17 protein-coding genes and 5 tRNA genes are annotated in these 22148 nt (G+C 43.8%); 9 read left to right on the plus strand and 13 right to left on the minus strand.

Going from position 1 to position 22148, the window contains the following annotated elements; translation table 11 throughout:
- Window positions 1-83: 83 nt before the first annotated feature.
- Genes pspF through DXX93_RS14190 form a run of 6 tightly spaced genes read left to right on the plus strand, consistent with a single transcriptional unit; the run spans window position 84 to window position 6484 of the window.
- Window positions 84-1196 carry a phage shock protein operon transcriptional activator gene (gene pspF, locus DXX93_RS14165; RefSeq protein WP_116009976.1) on the plus strand — a complete coding sequence of 371 codons (1113 nt, stop codon included), beginning with the start codon at window positions 84-86 and terminating at the stop codon, window positions 1194-1196.
- Window positions 1186-2790: an ABC transporter substrate-binding protein gene (locus tag DXX93_RS14170; protein ID WP_116008666.1), complete on the plus strand. Its 1605-nt coding sequence runs from the start codon at window positions 1186-1188 to the stop codon at window positions 2788-2790. Before pspF ends, DXX93_RS14170 begins: the two co-directional genes overlap by 11 nt.
- On the plus strand, window positions 2790-3821 hold the full coding sequence (locus DXX93_RS14175) for an ABC transporter permease (protein ID WP_116008667.1): 1032 nt from the start codon (window positions 2790-2792) through the stop codon (window positions 3819-3821). The genes DXX93_RS14170 and DXX93_RS14175 overlap by 1 nt, the downstream gene beginning before the upstream one ends.
- On the plus strand, window positions 3808-4701 hold the full coding sequence (locus tag DXX93_RS14180) for an ABC transporter permease subunit (RefSeq protein ID WP_116008668.1): 894 nt from the start codon (window positions 3808-3810) through the stop codon (window positions 4699-4701). The genes DXX93_RS14175 and DXX93_RS14180 overlap by 14 nt, the downstream gene beginning before the upstream one ends.
- Entirely contained in the window at window positions 4701-5690 is a 990-nt protein-coding gene (locus tag DXX93_RS14185; protein ID WP_116008669.1) for a peptide ABC transporter ATP-binding protein, read from the plus strand. The genes DXX93_RS14180 and DXX93_RS14185 overlap by 1 nt, the downstream gene beginning before the upstream one ends.
- Window positions 5690-6484 carry a peptide ABC transporter ATP-binding protein gene (locus tag DXX93_RS14190; RefSeq protein WP_116008670.1) on the plus strand — a complete coding sequence of 265 codons (795 nt, stop codon included), beginning with the start codon at window positions 5690-5692 and terminating at the stop codon, window positions 6482-6484. Before DXX93_RS14185 ends, DXX93_RS14190 begins: the two co-directional genes overlap by 1 nt.
- 83 nt (window positions 6485-6567) lie before the next feature.
- Here DXX93_RS14190 and DXX93_RS14195 read toward each other — a convergent pair whose 3' ends face one another.
- The 11 genes from DXX93_RS14195 to DXX93_RS14245 form a co-directional block, all read right to left on the minus strand.
- The gene (locus DXX93_RS14195) at window positions 6568-8472 is read right to left on the minus strand and encodes a SurA N-terminal domain-containing protein (RefSeq protein ID WP_116008671.1); all 1905 of its coding nucleotides are present in this window, start codon (window positions 8470-8472) and stop codon (window positions 6568-6570) included.
- A gap of 183 nt (window positions 8473-8655) precedes the next feature.
- Window positions 8656-8928 (minus strand): nucleoid-associated protein HU-beta, encoded by a 273-nt coding sequence (hupB, locus tag DXX93_RS14200; RefSeq protein WP_116008672.1) that lies wholly within the window; start codon window positions 8926-8928, stop codon window positions 8656-8658.
- A 284-nt stretch (window positions 8929-9212) separates the two neighbouring features.
- The gene (lon, locus tag DXX93_RS14205) at window positions 9213-11564 is read right to left on the minus strand and encodes an endopeptidase La (RefSeq protein ID WP_116008673.1); all 2352 of its coding nucleotides are present in this window, start codon (window positions 11562-11564) and stop codon (window positions 9213-9215) included.
- A 207-nt stretch (window positions 11565-11771) separates the two neighbouring features.
- Window positions 11772-13052, minus strand: coding sequence for an ATP-dependent protease ATP-binding subunit ClpX (gene clpX, locus DXX93_RS14210; RefSeq protein WP_116008674.1), 1281 nt, complete (start codon window positions 13050-13052; stop codon window positions 11772-11774).
- Window positions 13053-13132: 80 nt separating this feature from the next.
- Window positions 13133-13774, minus strand: a complete 642-nt coding sequence (gene clpP, locus DXX93_RS14215; protein WP_309545399.1) for an ATP-dependent Clp endopeptidase proteolytic subunit ClpP — start codon at window positions 13772-13774, stop codon at window positions 13133-13135.
- 88 nt (window positions 13775-13862) lie between these two features.
- The gene (tig, locus tag DXX93_RS14220) at window positions 13863-15170 is read right to left on the minus strand and encodes a trigger factor (protein ID WP_116008675.1); all 1308 of its coding nucleotides are present in this window, start codon (window positions 15168-15170) and stop codon (window positions 13863-13865) included.
- Window positions 15171-15891: 721 nt separating this feature from the next.
- Window positions 15892-15968 (minus strand) — tRNA-Pro (locus tag DXX93_RS14225).
- A 102-nt stretch (window positions 15969-16070) separates the two neighbouring features.
- Window positions 16071-16147, minus strand: a tRNA-Pro gene (locus DXX93_RS14230).
- A 7-nt stretch (window positions 16148-16154) separates the two neighbouring features.
- Window positions 16155-16230: transfer RNA gene (locus DXX93_RS14235), tRNA-His, on the minus strand.
- Window positions 16231-16237: 7 nt separating this feature from the next.
- Window positions 16238-16314, minus strand: a tRNA-Arg gene (locus tag DXX93_RS14240).
- A 51-nt stretch (window positions 16315-16365) separates the two neighbouring features.
- Window positions 16366-16442 (minus strand) — tRNA-Pro (locus DXX93_RS14245).
- 342 nt (window positions 16443-16784) lie between these two features.
- Here DXX93_RS14245 and folD point away from each other — a divergent pair.
- Window positions 16785-17642 carry a bifunctional methylenetetrahydrofolate dehydrogenase/methenyltetrahydrofolate cyclohydrolase FolD gene (folD, locus tag DXX93_RS14250; RefSeq protein WP_116008676.1) on the plus strand — a complete coding sequence of 286 codons (858 nt, stop codon included), beginning with the start codon at window positions 16785-16787 and terminating at the stop codon, window positions 17640-17642.
- A gap of 84 nt (window positions 17643-17726) precedes the next feature.
- Here the strand turns inward: folD and DXX93_RS14255 are convergent, their stop codons facing one another.
- Complete coding sequence (locus DXX93_RS14255) at window positions 17727-19250, minus strand: methyl-accepting chemotaxis protein (RefSeq protein ID WP_258872768.1); 1524 nt, start codon at window positions 19248-19250, stop codon at window positions 17727-17729.
- A 122-nt stretch (window positions 19251-19372) separates the two neighbouring features.
- Window positions 19373-20425 carry a hypothetical protein gene (locus tag DXX93_RS14260; protein WP_116008678.1) on the minus strand — a complete coding sequence of 351 codons (1053 nt, stop codon included), beginning with the start codon at window positions 20423-20425 and terminating at the stop codon, window positions 19373-19375.
- 251 nt (window positions 20426-20676) lie between these two features.
- On the opposite strand from DXX93_RS14260, the gene DXX93_RS14265 reads away from it, so the two are divergent.
- Window positions 20677-20964, plus strand: coding sequence for a hypothetical protein (locus DXX93_RS14265; RefSeq protein ID WP_116008679.1), 288 nt, complete (start codon window positions 20677-20679; stop codon window positions 20962-20964).
- A 255-nt stretch (window positions 20965-21219) separates the two neighbouring features.
- Window positions 21220-21819 carry a Yip1 family protein gene (locus DXX93_RS14270; RefSeq protein ID WP_116008680.1) on the plus strand — a complete coding sequence of 200 codons (600 nt, stop codon included), beginning with the start codon at window positions 21220-21222 and terminating at the stop codon, window positions 21817-21819.
- The last annotated feature ends 329 nt before the right edge of the window (window positions 21820-22148 follow it).

Raw genomic sequence — 22148 nt, forward strand, 5'->3', positions numbered from 1 at the left:
TTATTTTCGTAAAAATACTTCAAACCATTGGGTTAATAAAATACACTATTTGTTAGTGAAAAAAACTAATAATTAGGATGAACATGGCGCGCTTTAGTCAACAAGATAATTTGATAGGACAATCAAACAGTTTTTTGGAAGTATTGGAGCAAATTTCTCAAATAGCGCCACTGAGTAAACCTGTGTTAATTATTGGCGAACGCGGTACGGGTAAAGAGCTAGTCGCAGCCCGCTTACATTACCTTTCTAAGCGCTGGGAGCAGAACTATTTAAAGCTCAACTGCGCGGCGCTGAATGAAAATTTATTAGAGAGCGAACTGTTTGGTTATGAAAGTGGCGCATTCACTGGTGCTAATAAACGCCATGAAGGTCGCTTTGAGCGCGCCGACAAGGGCACGTTGTTTTTAGATGAAATAGCTAATACTTCTGGCTTAATTCAAGAAAAGCTGTTGCGCGTTGTTGAATACGGCGAGTTTGAACGCGTGGGTGGCTCGCGTACCATTAAAACCGATGCCCGATTAATCGCGGCAACCAACGAAGACTTGCCTAGCCTAGCCGAGCGCGGCGAGTTTCGCGCCGACTTACTCGATCGCTTAGCATTTGATGTCATTACCTTGCCGCCGCTACGCGAGCGAATGGAAGACATTTTGGTGCTGGCTGAGCATTTTGCCATCAACATGGCGCGTGAATTAGAGTTTGAGCTATTCAGTGGTTTTACTGAAAAAGCCAAACGCGCCTTGCTCGAATATCATTGGCCGGGCAATATTCGCGAGTTAAAAAATGTGGTCGAGCGCAGCGTTTATCGCTGTAACAACCCGCATTTACCTGTACATGAGCTAGTTATCGATCCCTTTGAATCTCCTTATCGTCCAACAACGCGCGTAAAAACACAAGACAGAGTCGTTGAACGACCAGAAGTCAGTGATAGCAAGGACTTAAATACCGCGCAGGAGTCAGATACAATAGTGTCAACTCAACCAGTACAACAACTGCACGCTGAGATAACGCCTAACTTCCCGCTGTCGTTAAAAAATTTATCACAGGATTATGAGATCAAATTGATCAAGTCAGCACTGGCAAATTGCCAGTATAATCAAAAGAAAACCGCCGACGCATTAGAGCTGACCTATCACCAGTTGCGTGGCTATTTGAAGAAATACAATTTACTCGATGGAAGTAATCTCGATGACGCTTAACCGCTGGCTCAGTGCAGGATTAACCGCCTGCTTGGCATTGCTAACCGGCTGTGAAATAGAAAACCAAACCATTGCGCAAAACAGTTTAGTGTATTGCGCAGAAGGCTCGCCGGCTTCGTTTAATCCACAAACTGACACCTCTGGTACAACGATAGATGCCATTGCGAACCAGCTTTACGATCGTCTCATTCGCTTTAATGACGACAATAGTATTGCCCCAGCGCTAGCAAAATCATGGCATTTAACCCGCGATGGCAAGATGATCACTTTCTATTTGCGCAAAGATGTGACGTTTCACAATACCGATTACTTTACCCCAACGCGCAACTTTAACGCCGATGATGTCGTCTTTAGTTTCCAGCGAATTTTGAACAGCGAACACCCATTTCACGCAGTCTCAGGTGGCAAGTATCCATTTTTCCAAAACGTGCAGTTTAGCCAGATTGTCAAAGATATTGAGAAAATTAACGACCACACAGTGCGATTCAAGTTACATGAAGCCAATAGTTCATTTCTTGCCAACTTAGCAACTGATTATGCGGTGATTTTGTCACAGGAATATGGTCAGCAATTGCTGGCACAAAATAGAGCTGCCGAGATCGACACTAAACCCATTGGTACTGGCCCCTTCAAATTACAAGCTTACCAAGCAGGTACATTGCTGCGCTACTACCGCCACGAAAATTACTGGCACAATGAGGTAAAGCTTAAACAGCTCGTTTACGACATTACCGCCAGCGACACGGGTCGGCTAACCAAATTGCTCACCAATGAGTGTGATGTTATTGCCTACCCTATTGCCCCACATAAAATTAAAGAAAACCCGAACCTAATTGTTGAGGAAGTGACGGCGTTTAACATTGGTTACCTTGGCTTTAACACACAAAAACCCCCGTTTAACGATGCACTCGTCAGACGTGCCATCGCTCATGCAATCAACAAGGAAGCCATTATTAGCGCCATTTATGGTGAACAGGGAGAAATAGCACATTCGATGCTTCCGACCAGTTCTTGGGCGCACGACAGCTCGATTACTCCTCTGGAATACAGCTTAGATAGAGCGCAAGAACTACTGGATGAAGCGGGTTACGAAGACGGGCTAAGTTTTGATATTTGGGCAATGCCTGTGCAACGTTCATACAACCCCAATGCGCTGACAATGGCAAAGTTAATTCAAGCTGATTTAAGTCAAATCGGTGTCAAAGTGGATATTGTATCTTATGAGTGGTCGACATTTTTACGTAGAGTCGGGCAAGGAGAGCACCAATCGGTGCTGTTGGGTTGGAGTGCTGACCACCCAGACCCAGATAATTTCTTAACACCACTGCTTAGCTGTAACAGCGCAGAAACCGGCAGTAATCGCGCTTTTTGGTGTGATCAGGAGTTTGATAGTTTGTTAAAGCTAGCGCTAAAAACCGATAACATTAATCAACGAAAGAGCCTTTACTTGCAAGCACAGGCAATTTTTCAACGAGACTTACCCTTACTGCCTATCGCTCACTCAAAACGCTTTCAGGCAAGAAATGATCAAGTGAAAGGGCAAATTTTAAGTTCATTTGGCGGTATCAACTTTGCTGAGGTCAGTAAGCTGTAATGTTAATCTTTACTTTGCGAAAGCTTAACTTGTTCATTTTTACCATGTTATTGCTCACATTGTTGAGCTTTAGCTTATCGTTTTTGTTCCCCGGCGACCAACTCATCAATCTGACTGGCCAACTGAACGCAACCGACGAAATGCGTTTAACATTAGCGCAAGAGTATGACCATAGCAGCAGCGTGTTTTGGCAGTACTTAGCTTATCTAGGCCATATTCTCAACGGCGAACTAGGGCTTTCAATGACCAACCAAGCCAACATAGCGAATGAGATATTGCGCTTGCTACCCGCAACAATAGAGCTGAGCTTATTTGCTTTTGTGCTGGCAACAGTTATTGGTATTCCACTTGGCTTTATCGCCGCTATTCGCCATCACAAACCGACCGACCATGCTATTTTGGCGTTTGCCATGATAGGTTATTCCATCCCGGTCTTTTGGTTGGGTCTGCTTGCGATTCTTACTTTTTCAATTCAGTTAGGCTGGTTACCATCAGGTGGGCAAATCAGTTTACTTTACGAGATTGAGCGCACAACGGGCTTTATGCTGATTGATATCTTGTTGAGTAATAGCCCTTACAAATGGCAAGCCTTACAAAACAATTTTGCCCATATGATATTACCTGCACTGGTGATTGCTGCGGCACCTGCGACCGTATTTATTCGATTAGCTCGCACCGCCATGCTGGAAGTACTGCAAACCAGCTATATCAAAGCAACCAGAGCCAAAGGACTAAGTTTTAGCCAAATTATCTTTCGACATGCCATTCGTAACGCATTAATCAAAGTCATTCAGCACATAGGTTTACAGTTTGCTAACTTGGTCACTTTGGCCATGATCACCGAAGTCATTTTCAACTGGCCTGGGATTGGTCGGTGGTTGATTGAGAGTATTTATCAACGCGATTACACCGCCATTCAAAGTGGCCTATTGGTACTTTCCAGCTTTATCTTCTTGGTTCATATCATCACCGATTACACCTATGCAGCACTTAACCCACTAGCCCGTGGAGCAAAATATGGCTCGCGATAAAATCTACCAAGAAGAAGAGTTTCCATCACCACTAGTGCAGTTATGGCAGGTATTTCGCAAAACGCCATTGATTTTAGTGGGGCTTGGCGCTTTTTCATTTTTAATTATTTTAGCGATTTTTTCTCCGTTACTCGCACCGCATTCCTCCGTTGAAAGTAATGTTGCAATGGCCATGTTGCCGCCTGCTTGGGATGATAGCGGTAACGTATCTTACTTATTGGGCACTGACGATCTAGGCCGAGATATGCTTTCTCGGCTGATGCATGGAACGTCACTCACTTTTGGTTTGAGCTTTATTGTGGTGATCATAGCGTTAGTGATTGGTGTATTTATTGGTGCCCTCTCCGCGCTGACCAAAGGTATCAAATCCAGTTTTCTCAGTCACTTTCTCGACGTGGTGTTATCCATTCCGTCATTGCTTTTAGCCATTATTATCGTCGCAATTTTGGGGCCAGGTCTTAGCAACACCTTGTGGGCTGTGGTGATGGTGCTAATTCCTCAGTTTGTTCACATCACCAGAACGGCAGTACAGGAAGAGTTTGCCAAAGACTATGTACTTGCCTCAAAGCTTGATGGCGCAAGCTCACTGCGAATTTTACATTACTCAGTATTACCTAATATTATTGAAAAAATTATTAGCCAAGCGACCTTTGCACAATCTGCTGCCATACTCGATATCGCCGCACTGGGCTTTTTAGGACTTGGTGCCCCCATTCCATTGCCGGAATGGGGCGCTATGCTCGCCAGTGGTTTCGACCTCTTCTATATTGCTCCTTGGACCGTATACCTGCCTGGGCTTGCCATTTTATTTGCCGTTGTTGCCACTAACTTAGTTGGTGAGGGATTGCGCCATGCCATTAAACAAAGGGTGCAAAACTAGTGAATTTATTAGACATCAGAAACTTATCCATTGAGCTGATCGGTAAACACGGCCGCACGCTGGCCGTTGATCGCGTTAGTCTTGCAATGAAAGAAGGGGAAGTGCGCGGTTTAGTGGGTGAATCTGGCTCGGGTAAGTCTTTGCTCGCCCAAGCCATTGTTGGCGTACTCAGCGAGAAATGGCACGTCACCGCTGACCGTTTTCACTGGCGCGGTAAAGAGCTTTTACACCTACCATTGGACGAGCGTAAAGCCATTATTAGTAAAGATGTGGCGATGATCTTTCAAGAGCCTATGGCTTGTTTAGACCCGACTACAACTGTCGGCGAGCAACTAGAAGAAGCCATCGCTAGCTCGATGCTCAGCGGCAACTTTTGGCAGCGCAGAAAACAACGTAAAGAGGCAGCAATAAAGCTGTTACATAAAGTGGGCATCAAGCAACACACTTATTGCAGTAAAAGTTACCCGCATCAGTTAACAGAAGCATTTTGTCAGCGTGTGATGATCGCAATGGCGTTGGCTAGGCGTCCTAAACTATTGATTGCAGACGAGCCAACCGCAGCAATGGAAGCGACTAACCAAAGTCAAATTTTCCGGTTGCTGGCGAGTTTGAATCAGCTCAAAAACATGTCGATTTTGCTGATCAGCCATGATCTGGAAAATATCACTCACTGGACAAATACCATTACCGTGATGTACAGCGGCCAGTTCGTCGAGGCTGGTACGACTGAGCAAATATTTGATCAACCGCTACACCCATATACGCAAGCATTACTTGATAGCAGCTTAAACGCAAACAGTAACTTACCGGCAAAATCGCGCTTAATGGCACTGCCCGGTAGTATCCCTATTTTACAGCACTTACCCATTGGCTGCCGCCTTGGTCCGCGCTGCCCGCGCGCACAAAAAGCCTGTGTAAATGCCCCCAAAGTAAAAAACTACCATGGCCATCAAGTTAGTTGTCATTACTCGTTGAAGGAATTGTATTAATGGCCGCACAAACAGCGTTACTAGACGTTAGCGAGCTGAGTAAGGTATACAAGGTTCGCGGTAGCTGGTTCAAACGCAAAGAAATTACCGCCCTAGCCCCGCTGTCATTCACCTTGCAAAGTTATAAAACACTGGCAATTGTTGGTGAAATGGGCTCAGGCAAATCAACCCTGGCAAAACTATTGGTTGGTGCAGAGTCCCCCACCACAGGTAAAATAAAGTTACATGGCCAACTGCTTGAGCCTGGCAACTTTAAGCAGCGCTGCCAGTATGTTCGCATGATCTTTCAAGACTCAGCAACAACACTTAACCCCGCCTTAACCATAGGCCAACTGCTCGATGAACCGCTCAAACTCAATACAAACTTAGACGAAGCAGAGCGGGCACTACTTATTCGAACAACCTTACTGAAAGTGGGTATGTTGGCAGAGCATATGAACTTTTATCCTCATATGTTCTCTGGTGGTCAGAAGCAACGTATTTCACTGGCACGGGCAATTATTTTATCCCCTCAAGTTGTCATTCTTGATGAGGCGCTGGCTTCACTTGATCCATCATTGCGCTCACAAATGATTAATCTACTACTCGATCTGCAACAACAAATGGGATTGGCCTTTGTGCTTATCTCTCACAATTTAGGGATAGTCCGCCACTTTAGCGATGAAGTCATGGTACTCTGTGATGGTGAAGTGGTTGAGTACGGTGCAACTGCGCAGGTACTGCAGCGACCTGCCCATAAGTACACCAAAAGATTGATCATGAATCAAAGCGCTCAGATTGCCGGTCGACGTTAACTCTCCCGTTAGTTACCAGCATTTAGACAAAGAAAAAGCGCCATATGGGCGCTTTTTAAATAATTGATGAAAATCACGTTAAATTAGAACGTGGACGTTTCTTGAATCGCTTCACGTTGGCTAATCTTAGCATCCGCTTTTAACGAGTCGATATAACCTTTGTATGTCTCTTTTGCTAGCTGATTCGCTTTTTGCTCAGCTAATGCTGGGTTTACTGCACCTTCACCCGCTTTTACGGCTGTCACTTGGACAATGGCTAAATCGCCATTTGCCAAAGTCGCTGTCGCTGCTGAAATAGCGCCGTCAGTCGGTTTAGGTAATGTAAATGCCTTTTTCACAATCGCAGTATCTACTGCGCTCCCGAATCGAGCCACATCAGTTTGCTCTGCAAATTGACTACCTACTTGAGTTAAGTCTGCGTCAATGCTATCGCCGGCGTTGTACTTAGCCACTAATTCGTCGACTAACGTCTGTGCAGCAGCAGTCGCTTTTTCATTAGTTAACTGTGCTTTGATACGCTCGCTAACTTCGGTAAGCGGCTTAACGTCTGCAGCTTGGTGCTCGGCTAGGCGCACGACCATAGCAACGCCGTCAGAGACTTCAATCACGTCAGAGTTAAGGTTTTCACTTAGCACTAAATCAGAAAATGCTGCATCGATAACACTTGGCGCATCGAAAGGTGCAGGGTTGCCACTACGGGCTAACCAATCTGATGTTTTTACTTGCGCGTTTACCGCGCCAGCAGCATCGTCTAAGCTATCAGGAAATTCAAACGCAACACGTGCTAGCTCTTGTTGTAGCTCAAAAAATTGGTTCTGTGCTTTATCGTTACTGACGCGAGCCATTAACTCTTGTTCAACATCTGCAAATGCTTGAATTTGCTCAGCAACAAGCTCGGTCAATTTAATGATGTGAAAACCGAAACTAGTTTCTACCACACCACTCACCTCACCAGCAGTTAATGCAAAAGCCGCTTCGTCGAATGCTTCGTCCATGACACCAGGCTCAATCCACTCAAGGTCGCCACCGTTTTCACCGCTAAATGTATCAGCAGATTCAGCTTTAGCTAGCTCGGCAAAATCTTCACCAGCTTGAATACGGGCGAGTAAAGCTTCTGCTTGCTGTTTTGCGGCAGCTTGGTCATCACCAGCTTCAATTAGGATATGTGATACGCGGCGCTGCTCTTGCTTGGTAAATTCACTGATGTTTTCTTGGTAGAAGGTTTTTACTTCTTCTGGTGAAACATCAACAGTCTTGGCAATCTCAGCCACATCAAGTGCTACGTACTCCAACTTAACCTTTTCTTGGTTCTCAAACATCGCTTGATTATTTTGGTAGTACTCACTGATTTCTTGCTCAGATACTTCGACTTTCGCTTTGAATTGCTCAGCTGCAATTGTCGCATATTTTACATCACGAAGTTGGCTTTGCAGTGCGGTCAGCTGCTCAGCTTGATAAGGTAGGCTAAACTCAGTCGTCACTAATGCTTGGCTAAGCTGACGTCGAGTTAACTCAACACGCAAGTAATCGCGAAAATCAGAAGATTGGAAGAAACCTGATTGGTTGATAATCGCTAAGTAACGGTTGTTGTCAAAAGCACCGTTAACTTGAAACTCTGGCATTTCGCGGATGGTTTTCTTTAAGTCTTCATCAGAAACGCGAATAGCCAAATCGCGCACACTCTGATCGATCAGCTTCTCGTTAATTAAATTATCGAGTACGCCGCTGCGAAAGTTCGCCATGTAACTTGGGTCGGCAGACAAGGTATCAAACATTTCACCAAACTGCTGCGCCATGCGATTGCGCTGTGCTTGGTAAGCCTGATCAAATGCTTGTTGTGAAATCTTTTCGCCATTCACTTCAGCTACAGACGTATCGACACTGCTGCTGTAGCCGCCAATACCAGCAACGGCAAAGGTCAAAATAATAAAGCCTAGGATGACTTTAGCGATAACTCCTTGAGAGTTTTCTCTTATATTCTCTAACATCTTCTTCTCTTTAACACTCTTGTGTGTTTTGTGTGCGCGATTTTATCAGAAGCAACCTTCAGCTTGAAGTCACAAGCAGGGATAACCTGAGTTTTTTAACTAAGTGCGCGCGCCACAAAAGAAAAGACCACCTAACGGTGGTCTTTGGAATGCTTGCATATGAAACTAAATCAAAACTATTGATTAGTTACATGCGTCTTTTAAAGCTTTACCTGCTTTGAAAGATGGGATTTTAGCCGCAGAGATTTCAATCGTTGCGCCAGTTTGTGGGTTACGGCCAGTGCGTGCTGCACGGTCACGTACTGAGAAGGTACCGAAGCCAACTAGAGCAACTTGCTCACCGTTTTTCAATTCTTCAGTAACAGCTTCGATAAATGAGTCTAAAGCACGACCAGCAGCAGCTTTTGAAATATCTGCGCCAGCAGCAATTTTCTCGATTAGTTGAGACTTATTCACAGTGTCTTCCCCTTCAATTGTTATTATTCAGCACTATCGTTTGTTTTAGCGTCCTGCAGAAACGTTTATAACAAGCTTCTTTTTGAACATCAAGCACTGAGTTAAAGAAAAAATAGTAGATAAAATTTTTATTATCTTTGACTAGAACCCTTTGTATACGGGCGCTAGCGCTATCAGCGTTTCTAAGTTACCACGTTTTCAGCGTTTGAAAAGCGATATTTGCGTTTTTTTCCCATTTTTTTGCAAAATCATCGCTTTTCGGCCCCTAAAAACGTGCACTTGCTTTATTTTTCGTCAACTTGGAACTTGTCAACGGGCTGTTCTAGTGCGATATCAAGCACTTCGTCAATCCACTTAACTGGATGAATTGCAAGGTCTTGCTTGACGTTATCAGGAATTTCTTTCAGGTCGCGTTCGTTGTCTTTTGGAATCACCACCGTCTTGATACCACCGCGATGTGCCGCCAGCAGCTTCTCTTTTAAGCCACCAATCGCTAACACTTCACCGCGTAACGTAATTTCACCTGTCATGGCAACGTCCGCTTTCACAGGATTACCCGTTAGGCTAGAAACCAACGCGGTGCACATACCAATACCGGCACTTGGGCCATCTTTCGGTGTCGCCCCTTCTGGCACGTGGACATGAATATCACGCTTCTCGTAGAAATCTTCGTTGATGCGGAGCTTTTCCGTTCGGCTGCGCACCACTGTCATCGCCGCTTGAATCGACTCTTGCATCACATCACCAAGCGAGCCTGTGTAAGTTAGCTTGCCTTTACCGACATTAGAGGCCGTTTCGATAGTTAACAAATCGCCACCGACTGATGTCCAAGCAAGGCCCGTGACTTGGCCAATGCGGTTTTGATCATCTGCCTTGCCGTAATCAAAACGTTGCACACCTAAGTATTCACTTAGGTTTTCATCGGTAATTTCAATGTGCTTAATTTGCTTATCAAGCAAGATGGCTTTCACCACTTTGCGGCACAGTTTCGAAATCTCGCGCTCTAGGCTTCGCACACCAGCTTCGCGGGTGTAGTAGCGAATAATGCCAACAATCGCACTATCTTCAATCGTCACTTCTTTTGCTTTTAAGCCGTTGCGCTCAATCTGCTTAGGCACTAAGTGGCGCTTAGCGATATTCAGCTTTTCGTCTTCGGTGTAACCCGACAAGCGAATAACTTCCATACGATCTAATAATGGACCTGGAATATTCATGCTGTTTGACGTGGCAACAAACATCACATCAGATAAGTCATAATCCACTTCTAAGTAGTGATCATTGAAGCTCGTATTTTGCTCAGGATCTAATACTTCCAGTAATGCAGATGCAGGGTCACCACGCATATCAGACGCCATCTTATCGATTTCATCTAACAGGAATAATGGGTTTTTCACGCCAACCTTGGCAATTTTTTGAATGAGCTTGCCCGGTAAACTGCCTATGTAAGTACGGCGATGACCGCGAATTTCCGCTTCGTCACGCACGCCGCCGAGCGCCATGCGCACATATTTGCGACCCGTTGCCTTAGCGATTGATTGACCAAGCGAAGTTTTACCAACACCCGGAGGTCCTACTAAACAAAGGATCGGGCCTTTTAATTTGCTAACACGCTGTTGCACCGCTAAGTACTCAAGAATGCGCTCTTTCACCTTGTCTAGACCATAGTGGTCTTTCTCTAAGACTTGCTCTGCTAGTGCCAGGTTTCTCTTGAGCTTGCTGCGCTTTTTCCATGGCACATTACACATCCAGTCAATGTAGCTGCGCACTACCGTAGCTTCTGCCGACATGGTCGACATCATTTTCAGCTTTTGGTATTCCGCCATGGTTTTATCTTTGGCTTCATCCGGCATTTGCGCTTCTTCAATGCGTTTTAGCATTTGCTCAGCTTCATCTGGCACGTCGTCCATCTCGCCAAGCTCTTTTTGGATGGCCTTCATTTGCTCGTTGAGGTAGTACTCACGCTGGCTTTTTTCCATTTGCTTTTTCACGCGGGTACGAATTTTCTTCTCAACTTGCAATAAGTCTATTTCACCTTCCATCAAGGCCATTAAGTATTCTAAACGCTCAGCCACATTAGAAGTTTCTAAGACCTTTTGCTTGTCGTTAAGTTTTAATGGCATATGCGCGGCCATCGTATCGGCAAGTTGTTCAGGATCTTCGATACCTGACAATGACGTTAATACTTCTGGCGGGATTTTCTTATTGAGTTTGACATAACCTTCAAACTGAGAAATCGCAGAGCGTACCAAGACATCGCTGCTTTCATCGTTATTGCTTTGTGATTCAATGTATTCAACATCAGCAGTAAAGTAGTCTTCGGTATTGATAAACTGCTTGATTTGCGCACGCTTAACGCCTTCAACCAGCACTTTAACCGTACCGTCAGGCAGTTTAAGCATTTGTAGAATAGAAGCGACGGTACCTGTTTCGTAGACGTCGTTTGATGTTGGATCATCAATGGCGGCATCTTTTTGCGCGACAAGGAAAACTTGTTTATCACTTTCCATCGCAATATCTAGACTGCGGATAGACTTTTCGCGACCAACAAACAATGGAATCACCATTTGCGGATAGACAACGACGTCTCTTAACGCCAACACAGGGATTTCTACTACACCGGATAATTCATTGGTCATAGATAACTCTCTTGGAAATAGATTCGGAAATCAGCGGATTGCTTTATCATCCATAGGAAAAAGCCAAGCTGATACTCAACGAGTATTCATTACGATAAAAAAGTATATGGGGATGTTAAAATAACTTTCAACAAGGCAATAAAAAAAAGAGCCTTACCGGCTCTTTTTTGTGCAATTTCGATAACTTATCGTTATCTCGCTCAATGCTTAGCTATCAGATGCCGCTTGGTCTTGCGGTGTTTCGTAGATAATAATTGGCTTAGACTCGCCAGTAATCACGGTTTCGTCAACAACGACTTTCGACGCATTTTCCATCGATGGCAACTCGTACATAGTATCGAGTAGCACACCTTCAACAATTGAACGCAAGCCGCGAGCACCAGTTTTACGCACCATAGCTTTGTTCGCTATCGCTTTTAGCGCATCTTCTCTGAACTCTAGCTCAACCTCTTCCATATCAAACAAGGCTGTAAATTGCTTAGTTAAGGCATTTTTTGGCTCTTGTAAGATTTGAATCAACGCGTCTTCATCAAGTTCGCTTAGTGTTGCGACAACGGGTAAACGACCGATGAATTCAGGAATTAAACCGTATTTCACTAAGTCTTCCGGCTCGACTTCTTGGAAGCGCTCGGTGAGTGATTTATTTTCATCCTTGCTGCGTACTTCCGCGCCGAAACCAATACCCGTACCGGTTTCACAGCGTTGCTCAATCACTTTATCTAGGCCAGCAAACGCACCACCACAGATAAATAAGATCTTAGAGGTATCAACCTGCAAGAATTCTTGCTGCGGATGCTTGCGGCCACCTTGTGGGGGGACTGAAGCGATAGTGCCTTCAATCAATTTCAGCAGTGCTTGTTGAACACCTTCGCCTGACACATCTCGGGTGATTGATGGGTTGTCTGACTTGCGAGAAATTTTATCAATTTCATCAATGTAAACGATGCCACGCTGTGCTTTTTCAACGTCGTAATCACATTTTTGCAATAGCTTTTGAATGATGTTCTCAACATCTTCACCAACATAACCGGCTTCGGTTAATGTGGTCGCATCTGCCATCGTAAATGGTACGTCTAGCAAGCGCGCTAGTGTTTCCGCCAATAGCGTCTTACCACTACCAGTTGGGCCAATCAATAAGATATTACTTTTGCTTAGCTCAACACCGTTGTGCTGGTCACCATTGCGCAAACGTTTGTAGTGGTTGTAAACCGCAACCGCTAATACTTTCTTCGCATGCTCTTGACCAATAACATAGTCATCAAGGCTTGCGCGGATGTCCATTGGTGAAGGCAAAGATTCTTTGTCTTGCTTAGGTGCAATTTCTTTAATTTCTTCGCGGATAATGTCATTACATAATTCAACGCACTCGTCGCAAATAAATACCGACGGGCCGGCAATCAACTTGCGAACTTCGTGTTGGCTCTTACCGCAAAAAGAGCAATACAATAACTTTCCACTATCACCGTCACCTTTTTTTATGTCGGTCATACGGTACCTCTAAATTTATAACTTTCTAATTAATTCACGCTGTTTTACTAAGTATTTCACAAAATACTTAGATGACAATCTTATTTATCAGCTCTTTGCTCTAATATGGCGTCAACTAAACCATATTCAACTGCATCTTGTGCACTCAAGAAATTATCGCGGTCTGTGTCTTGCGCAACTTGCTCAAGTGGCTTACCTGTATGATCTGCCATTAAGCGATTTAATTTCTCTTTGATGTATAAAATTTCTTTTGCGTGAATTTCAAAATCTGATGCTTGGCCTTGGAAACCGCCAAGTGGTTGATGAATCATAACGCGTGAATTTGGTAAGCAGTAACGTTTACCCTTTTCACCGCCAGATAGCAAAAATGCGCCCATACTTGCCGCTTGACCGATACACACTGTGCTCACGTTTGGCTTGATAAACTGCATCGTATCATAGATCGCTAAACCAGCGGTTACTGAACCGCCTGGTGAGTTAATGTATAAGAAGATATCTTTTTCTGGACTTTCCGACTCTAGGAATAGCATCTGTGCGACGATAAGGTTTGCCATATGGTCTTCAACCTGACCGCACAAGAAGATTACACGCTCTTTTAACAGGCGCGAATAAATATCGTAAGAGCGCTCCCCTTTTGCCGTTTGTTCGACCACCATAGGGACTAGGGCATTTTCGATATTGTTATTGTCGTTAAGGGAATGAGTTAGATGAGATGTAAACAACGGAATTTCCTTACTTGTAAAAAAAATGGCTCATATGAATCCATACAAGCCATTTAAGCTATTGCTTAGCGTATTGTCAACGAAAAGCTTATTTTGCTTCAGGATTCATAATGTCCTGGAAGCTTGCTTCTTTGTCAGAAACATTCGCTTTTTCAACAACGAAATCTACCGCTTGCTCTTCTAATGCAACGTTTTGCATTTGCTGGTGCATTTCTTTGTTGTTTTTGTAGTACTCGATAACCTCAGCTGGATCTTCGTATGCAGATGCAGCCGTTTCGATTAACTCGTCTACTTTCGCTTCGTCAACTTTTAACTCGTTTACTTTGATGATTTCACCAAGTAATAGACCAACTTTTACGCGACGCTTTGCTTGCTCTTCGAACATTTCAGCTGGTAATTGAGGTAAGTTTTTAGGGTCCATTTGACCACCGAAGCGTTGAAGCGCTTGCTGACGTAATACGTCAACTTCTTGTGCGATTAATGCAGCTGGAAGCTCAACTTCGTGGTGTTCTAATAAACCTTCGATGGCTTGCTCTTTGATCTTAGCTTTCACTGCTTGACCAAGTTCACGTGCCATGTTTTTAGAAACTTCTTCACGTAATGCTTCTACGCCGCCTTCTTCAACACCGAAAAGCTGAGCGAATTCGTCGTTAACTTCTGGCAGCTCTGGGCCTTCAGTTTTAAGTACTTTAATGTCGAATTCAGCTTCTTTACCTTTAAGGTTTTCAGCGTGGTAATCTTCAGGGAAAGTAACTTTAATTGTTTGCTCTTCACCTGCTTTCATGCCTGTGATTTCTTTTTCGAAACCTGGGATCATGCGGCCAGAACCAAGCTCAAGTTCGAAACCTTCAGCTTTACCACCTTCGAACTCTTCACCGTCAACACGGCCAAGGAAATCGATCGTTAGCTTGTCGCCTTTCTTAGACTTACGCTTGTTCTCTTTCCACGTTTTGTGTTGGTTTTGAAGGGTAACGAACATTTCATCGATGTCAGCATCAGTTACTTGAGCAACTGGACGCTCAACAGCGATTTTTTCTAAATCTTTGATTTCAACTTCTGGGTATACTTCGAACGTTGCTTCGAACTCAAATGGCTTGCCATCTTCGTTGCTTTTCGCTTCGAAGTTAGGGCGACCCGCTGGGTTGATTTTTTCTTCGATGATTGCTTCAACGAAGTTGCGTTGCATTAGTTCACCCGTGATTTCTTCACGAACTGCTTTGCCGTAACGCTTTTGAATAACTGATGGTGGCACTTTACCAGGACGGAAACCATTGATGCGTTGGGTCTTAGCTAATTGGCGAAGACGGTTTTTAACTTCAACATCTACTTTTTCAGCAGGAACAGAAATCGTTAAACGGCGTTCCAAACCTTGTGTAGTCTCAACAGAAACTTGCATTTATATACCTCAATTTAGCGTTTGAACACGCTTCCTATTTTCCATCTATCTATCCAAGCAAATTCTCACCATGAAAATGCTGTTAGCCCTTGTAGCTTCGCTAGTCGAGCCGGGAAACACCTGAATAAATGATGCTCATATTAAAATTAATGACGCGCAATTATAGCCATGCTTTTTGCAAGAGTCGAGTTAATCGCTTGATTATTTTATATTCTTAAATTTTTCAACAAGATAGTAGCAAAATTAGCGTATTTTATCGATGTTCTCGCTAATTCACTGATCTTATAAGAATTTAAGTGATTTGAGATTTGATGGCGTCGTATTGGCAGTTAAAAATGATAGTTGGAAGTTCGCCTTTTAAAATGAAAAATACCTAGCCAAGTATCTTGATATTGGGAAATAGTGAGTGGTCTGCAATGCGGTGGATGAAGCTACCACTGTTTTTGGGTGTACCCAAACCAAATGTTATCAATGCAAGAGAAAATGCTCGGTGATGTAGGATTTGAACCTATGACCCATATAGAGAGTACCCAAACCAAGTGTAATGACAAAAAGAGAGAAAGTAGTCGGTGATGTAGGATTTGAACCTACGACCCTATGAAAGAGTACCCAAACCAAGTGTAATGATAAAAAGAGAGAAAGTGGTCGGTGATGTAGGATTTGAACCTACGACCCATTTAGAGAGCACCCAAACCAAGTGTAATGATAAAAAGAGAGAAAGTGGTCGGTGATGTAGGATTTGAACCTACGACCCCTTGGACCCAAACCAAGTGCGCTACCAAGCTGCGCTAATCACCGACAGAGGTAATGGTAATCGAAGCATTTAATTCGAACCACTTTAAATTTTAGCATCTAGAATTGTGCTTATGATAACACTACAAAGACTAAAATCTGAAAGATTGGTCGGTGATGTAGGATTTGAACCTACGACCCCTTGGACCCAAACCAAGTGCGCTACCAAGCTGCGCTAATCACCGACGAAGATGGGGTGGCTAATGGGACTTGAACCCACGACAACCGGAATCACAATCCGGGGCTCTACCAACTGAGCTATAGCCACCATTGTATGGCACGCCCTGCAGGATTTGAACCTGCGACCCACGGCTTAGAAGGCCGTTGCTCTATCCAGCTGAGCTAAGGGCGCACATCACCTACAAGTGCATAGCTTTACTTCCCTTGTGCAAAGAAAATAAAGTGGTCGGTGATGTAGGATTTGAACCTACGACCCCTTGGACCCAAACCAAGTGCGCTACCAAGCTGCGCTAATCACCGACTTAGTTGTTAAAAGCCTTGTTGCCTTCAACGGGTGCGCATATTACCGACCCACCCTTTACTCGTCAAACACTTTTTTAAAAAATCATTTCAACCGCTCACTTTTGCAACACTGCGTACAAAAAAGCATTGATAAGCTTATTTTTTATCATTAAACACTATGTTACATGCCACTAATAAGATCACCATACCACAAGATTAACAAACCACTTTCGATCGCACTCTAAATAGAGGGGGTAACTTTATTCAGCTTTTTTACTATTTATTATAGTAGCCGCTACACTGGCATTTGCTTTTGTGTAAAAATATTAGCGTGAATTATCCTCTACTTTATAAAGAATTATGACGGCACAACTTATTGACGGAAAAGCTATCGCACAAAGTATTCGTACTTCAGTAAAAGAAAAAGTCGCAGCACGCACCAGCCAAGGAAAAAGAGCGCCAGGCTTAGCTGTTATTCTGGTTGGCAATGACCCTGCCTCAGAGGTTTATGTGGGAAGTAAGCGCAGAGCTTGTGAAGAAGTAGGCTTCGTGTCGCGCTCATATGACTTGCCAGAGACAACATCAGAGCAAGAATTGTTGTCATTAATAGAAGAATTAAATCACGACGACGCGGTCGACGGCATTTTGGTGCAATTGCCATTACCAGAAGGTTTAGATCCAAACCTTGTTATCGAGCACATCAACCCGCAAAAAGATGTCGACGGTTTCCACCCTTCGAATGTTGGCAAGCTAGCACTGCGTCAACCTGGATTGCGCCCATGCACGCCAAAAGGCATTGTCACCTTAATCGAGTCGACTGGCGTTAAACCTCACGGGTTAGAAGCTGTTGTTGTTGGTGCGTCAAATATTGTCGGTCGTCCGATGACGCTAGAGTTACTGCTAGCGGGTTGCACAGTAACAACGACCCATCGCTTTACCCGCGATTTAGAGAGTAAGGTGCGTCAGGCAGATTTACTGGTTGTTGCCGTTGGCAAGCCAGAGTTCATTCCAGGCGAGTGGATTAAAGAAGGCGCTATCGTCATTGATGTCGGTATTAATCGCCTAGAATCTGGCAAGCTAGTGGGCGATGTCGAGTTTGATGTGGCAAAAGACAAGGCCAACTACATTACCCCTGTGCCAGGTGGTGTTGGCCCCATGACCGTTGCCAGCTTGATTGAGAATACCTTAATTGCCTGTGAAGAATTTGGCGCAGAGTAACGCTCAAGGCTGCGCAAGATAACCTCTGCCCGTTAATAAAATTAAAGCGCCAATTGGCGCTTTAATTTTAATCAACACAAACGGCTAGTTAATTTTAAATTTGTTAAGCAATGGCTCATAAACTTGGATAACGTTTCGAAGTGCATCACTACTTTGCTGTAAATCTTGCAATGAATCGTTCGAACGTCCACTTAATTGAGTTGCCTCGTTAAGCTGTTCGTTAATATTTTGTAGCGTAACAGACTGCTCTTCGGTTGCACTTGCTATTTGTTCATTCATCGACAATATGTTGTTGAGCATGTCGACAATGTTTTGTAGCGCCTGTTCCGATGATTGTGTAAAGCCAACCGTTTCATCAAGCGATTGCATGCTGCCTTGCATCGCGTTAACTGACTGTTGCGCGCCAGCCTGAAGCTTCTCAATCATATTCTGAATTTCACTTGTTGACTCTTGCGTACGCTGTGCTAACGTTCTAACTTCATCAGCAACAACGGCAAAGCCTCGACCTTGGTCACCAGCTCTTGCCGCTTCAATAGCAGCATTCAATGCCAGTAAGTTAGTTTGTTCAGCTATTCCTCGAATAACATCTAACACAGAGCCAATTTCATTCGTATCATCAGAGAGCTGAGCGATCGCATTGCTGGTATCGGTCATATTCTCTTTTAGTCCTTCTACGGCATTGATCGCCTGCCCTTGTAATAAAAGCCCTTGTTGTGCTTCATTATCTGATTTCTGTGCCTCTACGCGAGCATTGTCAGCGCTTTGCGCAATTTCCTCTGTCGCAGAGGTAATTTCAGAGGTTGAATGGCTAACCGAGGTCAAGACATCAACGCTTGTGGCTAAGTTGGCACTCGAAGATTCAACGGCACGAGATAATGCGCTAGACTCGCTTTGCAACACCACGCTTGATTGCGATATTTCACTAATGACAGTATTGAGCGATAACACCATATGGTTGAAAGCCGTACTCATTTGCGCGACTTCATCTTCGCCATTTACGTCAAGTGACAAGGTTAGGTCATTACTTTTATCGATATGGGTAATACGCTTCGTTGCCCCGATCAGCGGCTTTTGAATACTCGCGATCAGAGCAATACCCACCAGCACGCCAAAGACAACAACAACCACGACGGCAATTAGAATAAACCGCCAGCTAGCATCATAAGTTTGCTGATTCTGCTGATATAAATCTTGTGCACCAGCCACATTGGTTTGGAACATTTTATCCAGCTGATCGTGAAGTTGATTAAAAAGCACTCGGTATTCATTGTTTGCCAATGCGTCGGCTTCAACATCCTCATTTGTTTGGCTTAACCGAATGATTTGATCGCGCAACTGTGCCATTTCTTGCACTTCTTGTTGAACTTGCTCAAATAGCTGCGTTTCTTCGCCTGCATCGAGTGTTTCAGAAAACTTGCCAAGCGAAGGACTCAACTGTTGAGCGGCATCCGCAATTCGCCGCTCAGCCTCACGCATGGCATTATCATTCGGCGAAATGATATGGCTTTTTAGCCACACAAACTCTTCATAAGTGTGCTTTCGTGCATCAGTCAGATTGACGACACTGATAAAATAATTATCGTAAATTTCCTGACCACCGCTGTTAATGGTGCCCGCTGAACGTTATGTTACCAATAACATCACCACGGGAATGAGGATAAATATGACGATCGCTAGTGGGATTTTCTGTGAAATTTTTAAGTTTCTGAGTAATGACATTCTAGCTCTCCCTAAAACTCAAAGCTTGCTCTAAGCGTAACAATTGTGGGCTCAGTTTCAATTTCCCCTAAATCACCAAAACCACTATTTTCAATGTGCTGAATCGATCCAGTTAGGTGAACGTTGTCAAGCACTTGGTACTTTGCATAAGCTTCGAATTGGCTAATATCATCAAGCTCATTGTTGGTGTTGAGCTCGCTGCTCACCATCGACTGGCTATAGCCTAGGCCAAATGCCCAGCGGTCAACTTGTTGTTGCCATGAGACGCCATAAAACGCATCAATTTCACTGACATCTTCATTGGCTAGACCATATCGAAAAAGAAACTGGCCAACATCAGTTTGGTAAGCCAACGTAAGGTGTCCGCCAGCATTGTTGTCCATACCGCCATCAAAGGCTTCAATATCTAATGAAGAAATCCACAAAGCACCGTGAATAGTTAACTGCTGGTATTGCCAAACGAGCTCTGCGGAGGTGAAATATTCATCAAGCTCATCAAACAAGGTGGAATAGCGAGCGTCTAAATCTCCTAAGCCTTGTGCCTGTGATAGTAAAAAGGAATAACTCAATTGCTCATCGATTTGCCCGGTATAACCCAGACCAAGCGCATAGTCAGGCGCACCACTGGTTTGGATATTAACAAAAGCAGAAGAGATAAACTGTGTCGTTTCATCATTTGACCAGTCGCCTGATTCAGTAAAACCAGAGGGATAAAGTAAACCCGCGACCAGCTCACCTTTGCCCAACGGCAAATAGTATTCAAGACTTGATATTTGAATGCGCCCATCACCGTCTTCATCGGCAGCTCCCCCAGCATCCGCCAAGGCTTCACCATAAGTTGCGGTTACTTTGCCAGCTTTTGAAGAGCTAGTCCCTTCCACATACATATGCCAACGCCCGATAGGTAACTGACCTTCAATATCAGCATCCAGAACGCCAATAAATTCACTATTTACGTCATCTGCTGAGGTGGTTAGATAAAAACCAGTGAGTGCCCCACTCAGTTCAATAGCATGAGATAATGTTGGCAACATTAGCAGGCCAATAAGAGATTTTTTTAACACGTGTTTTGCATTCCTTTTTTACAATTTCAACACCTAAGATTTAGCAACACAGAGGTGTATTTGGCTATATAACAATAAGAAATAACTTACTCCGCGAGTATTTTAACCAGCCGCGTGTTGCAGGATTGTAATCCAGTGTAAATGCGCGGTTAATGTTTTCCCTTCGAAAAATCAGTTAGCTTCTTACCGCTCAATTGTTAACATAATGCCACTATACTATTACGACTAAAAAATATTGCGGCTAAAACCCAATGAGCAAACCAATAGACAAGCAAATAAACAAACTATTAGAGCAGCACCACAAGTTGATCCACTCAGAGTCTCTCAAGGTTAAGTCCCATGTTCAACGAGAAAATGGCGACTGGATCCTAAATACTTTGATGTTGGACAATATTGATGTGCCATTCAAATACAAGCGCAAAAAACTTTACCGGAGTCTGCAAGGTCAGCGCGTGAATATCACTTATTACCCCGCTACAGAGCAAGTTGCAGGCTTTGAAATGGAAATAATGAACATCGTTCGCATCAAAGTAGCATAGCTCACTCAGCACTTTTTCCAGCCAATTATGAGCAGAAAATGCGTTTAATTAGGTTTTTCTCTCGTTATTTTATTGATTTAAACCTCTAAACAGCGTTTATTTTTTAAACGCTCTTGACGAATTCTTCACCGTATTACATAAATAAATAGTCGACATTAAAAAAACAAATACATCGACGCTGTAAAAAAGGGAGTGCGTAACAAAAACAATAATTTCACGCACCAACTAAAATCGGGGACTGCGAGAGGTACAATTATGATCTTAAATCATATCTGGGGGCTTTATGCTCACCCAAAAGAAGAATGGCACGCCATTGAAAAGCGTCACGAGAGCTTTTACTACAGTTTGGCGCACATCCTTACCATAGCATTAATACCTTCAATTTGCGGATACTACGCCACTGCCCATGTGGGTTGGTCGATCGGCGCTGGTGACGTAATAAAACTGACAGAGCAAAGCGCTGTGATCATGTCAGTCGGCATGTATGGCGCTATGATTGCTGGCGTATTTGCACTGGCCTACCTGATTCATTGGATGGCAAAAACCTTTGACTCAGATCCGAGTTACACACAATCACTAGAATTAGCCGCATACACGGCAACACCATTATTAATGGTAGGGTTAACAGCGTTATTTCCGGTGCTTTGGTTTGTGGTAACCGCAGGCATGTTAGCGGTGTGCTACTCGGTTTACCTGCTCTACTCAGGTGTTCCTATCATGATGAATATTCCGGAAGAGAAAGGCTTTATTTATTCTAGCTCAGTAGTTACCTGTGGCTTAGTCTTGCTCGTTACCATTATGGCGGCAACGGCTATTTTATGGAGTATGGGTTTTGGCCCTGAATATGTAGCCTAGACAACCGAGTTATGGGCAAACAAATTCGTAAAGTGAATGCCCCAAAATTAAGGTTGTTAGAAAAGTAAAAGCGATAAAAGAAAACCATAAACAAACGAAGCGATAATCACGTAGAAGTACGATAAAAGCGCAATTAGTCAGGTTTAAAATGTAAAACGACGCCATACCCTCCCCTAATATGGCGTCGTTTTTTTATTGGGGTTCAGTTATACCAATTTGATTAATTATTTAGTCTCTCAGAATGACATAAGCAGTATTAGAACAAACGAAATTTATGACGATATAGTTGTTCTACATCGAGTGAATTTTGTGCAGTTATCATGCTGTTT

Source organism: Thalassotalea euphylliae (assembly GCF_003390335.1).
Taxonomy (GTDB): domain Bacteria; phylum Pseudomonadota; class Gammaproteobacteria; order Enterobacterales; family Alteromonadaceae; genus Thalassotalea_F; species Thalassotalea_F euphylliae_B.

Coding starts and splice junctions, on each gene's coding strand:
- pspF (WP_116009976.1), top strand. CDS start 84: ATGGCGCGCTTTAGTCAACAAGATAATTTGATAGGACAATCAAACAGT.
- DXX93_RS14170 (WP_116008666.1), top strand. CDS start 1,186: ATGACGCTTAACCGCTGGCTCAGTGCAGGATTAACCGCCTGCTTGGCA.
- DXX93_RS14175 (WP_116008667.1), top strand. CDS start 2,790: ATGTTAATCTTTACTTTGCGAAAGCTTAACTTGTTCATTTTTACCATG.
- DXX93_RS14180 (WP_116008668.1), top strand. CDS start 3,808: ATGGCTCGCGATAAAATCTACCAAGAAGAAGAGTTTCCATCACCACTA.
- DXX93_RS14190 (WP_116008670.1), top strand. CDS start 5,690: ATGGCCGCACAAACAGCGTTACTAGACGTTAGCGAGCTGAGTAAGGTA.
- DXX93_RS14195 (WP_116008671.1), bottom strand. CDS start 8,472: ATGTTAGAGAATATAAGAGAAAACTCTCAAGGAGTTATCGCTAAAGTC.
- lon (WP_116008673.1), bottom strand. CDS start 11,564: ATGACCAATGAATTATCCGGTGTAGTAGAAATCCCTGTGTTGGCGTTA.
- clpX (WP_116008674.1), bottom strand. CDS start 13,052: ATGACCGACATAAAAAAAGGTGACGGTGATAGTGGAAAGTTATTGTAT.
- tig (WP_116008675.1), bottom strand. CDS start 15,170: ATGCAAGTTTCTGTTGAGACTACACAAGGTTTGGAACGCCGTTTAACG.
- folD (WP_116008676.1), top strand. CDS start 16,785: ATGACGGCACAACTTATTGACGGAAAAGCTATCGCACAAAGTATTCGT.
- DXX93_RS14265 (WP_116008679.1), top strand. CDS start 20,677: ATGAGCAAACCAATAGACAAGCAAATAAACAAACTATTAGAGCAGCAC.
- DXX93_RS14270 (WP_116008680.1), top strand. CDS start 21,220: ATGATCTTAAATCATATCTGGGGGCTTTATGCTCACCCAAAAGAAGAA.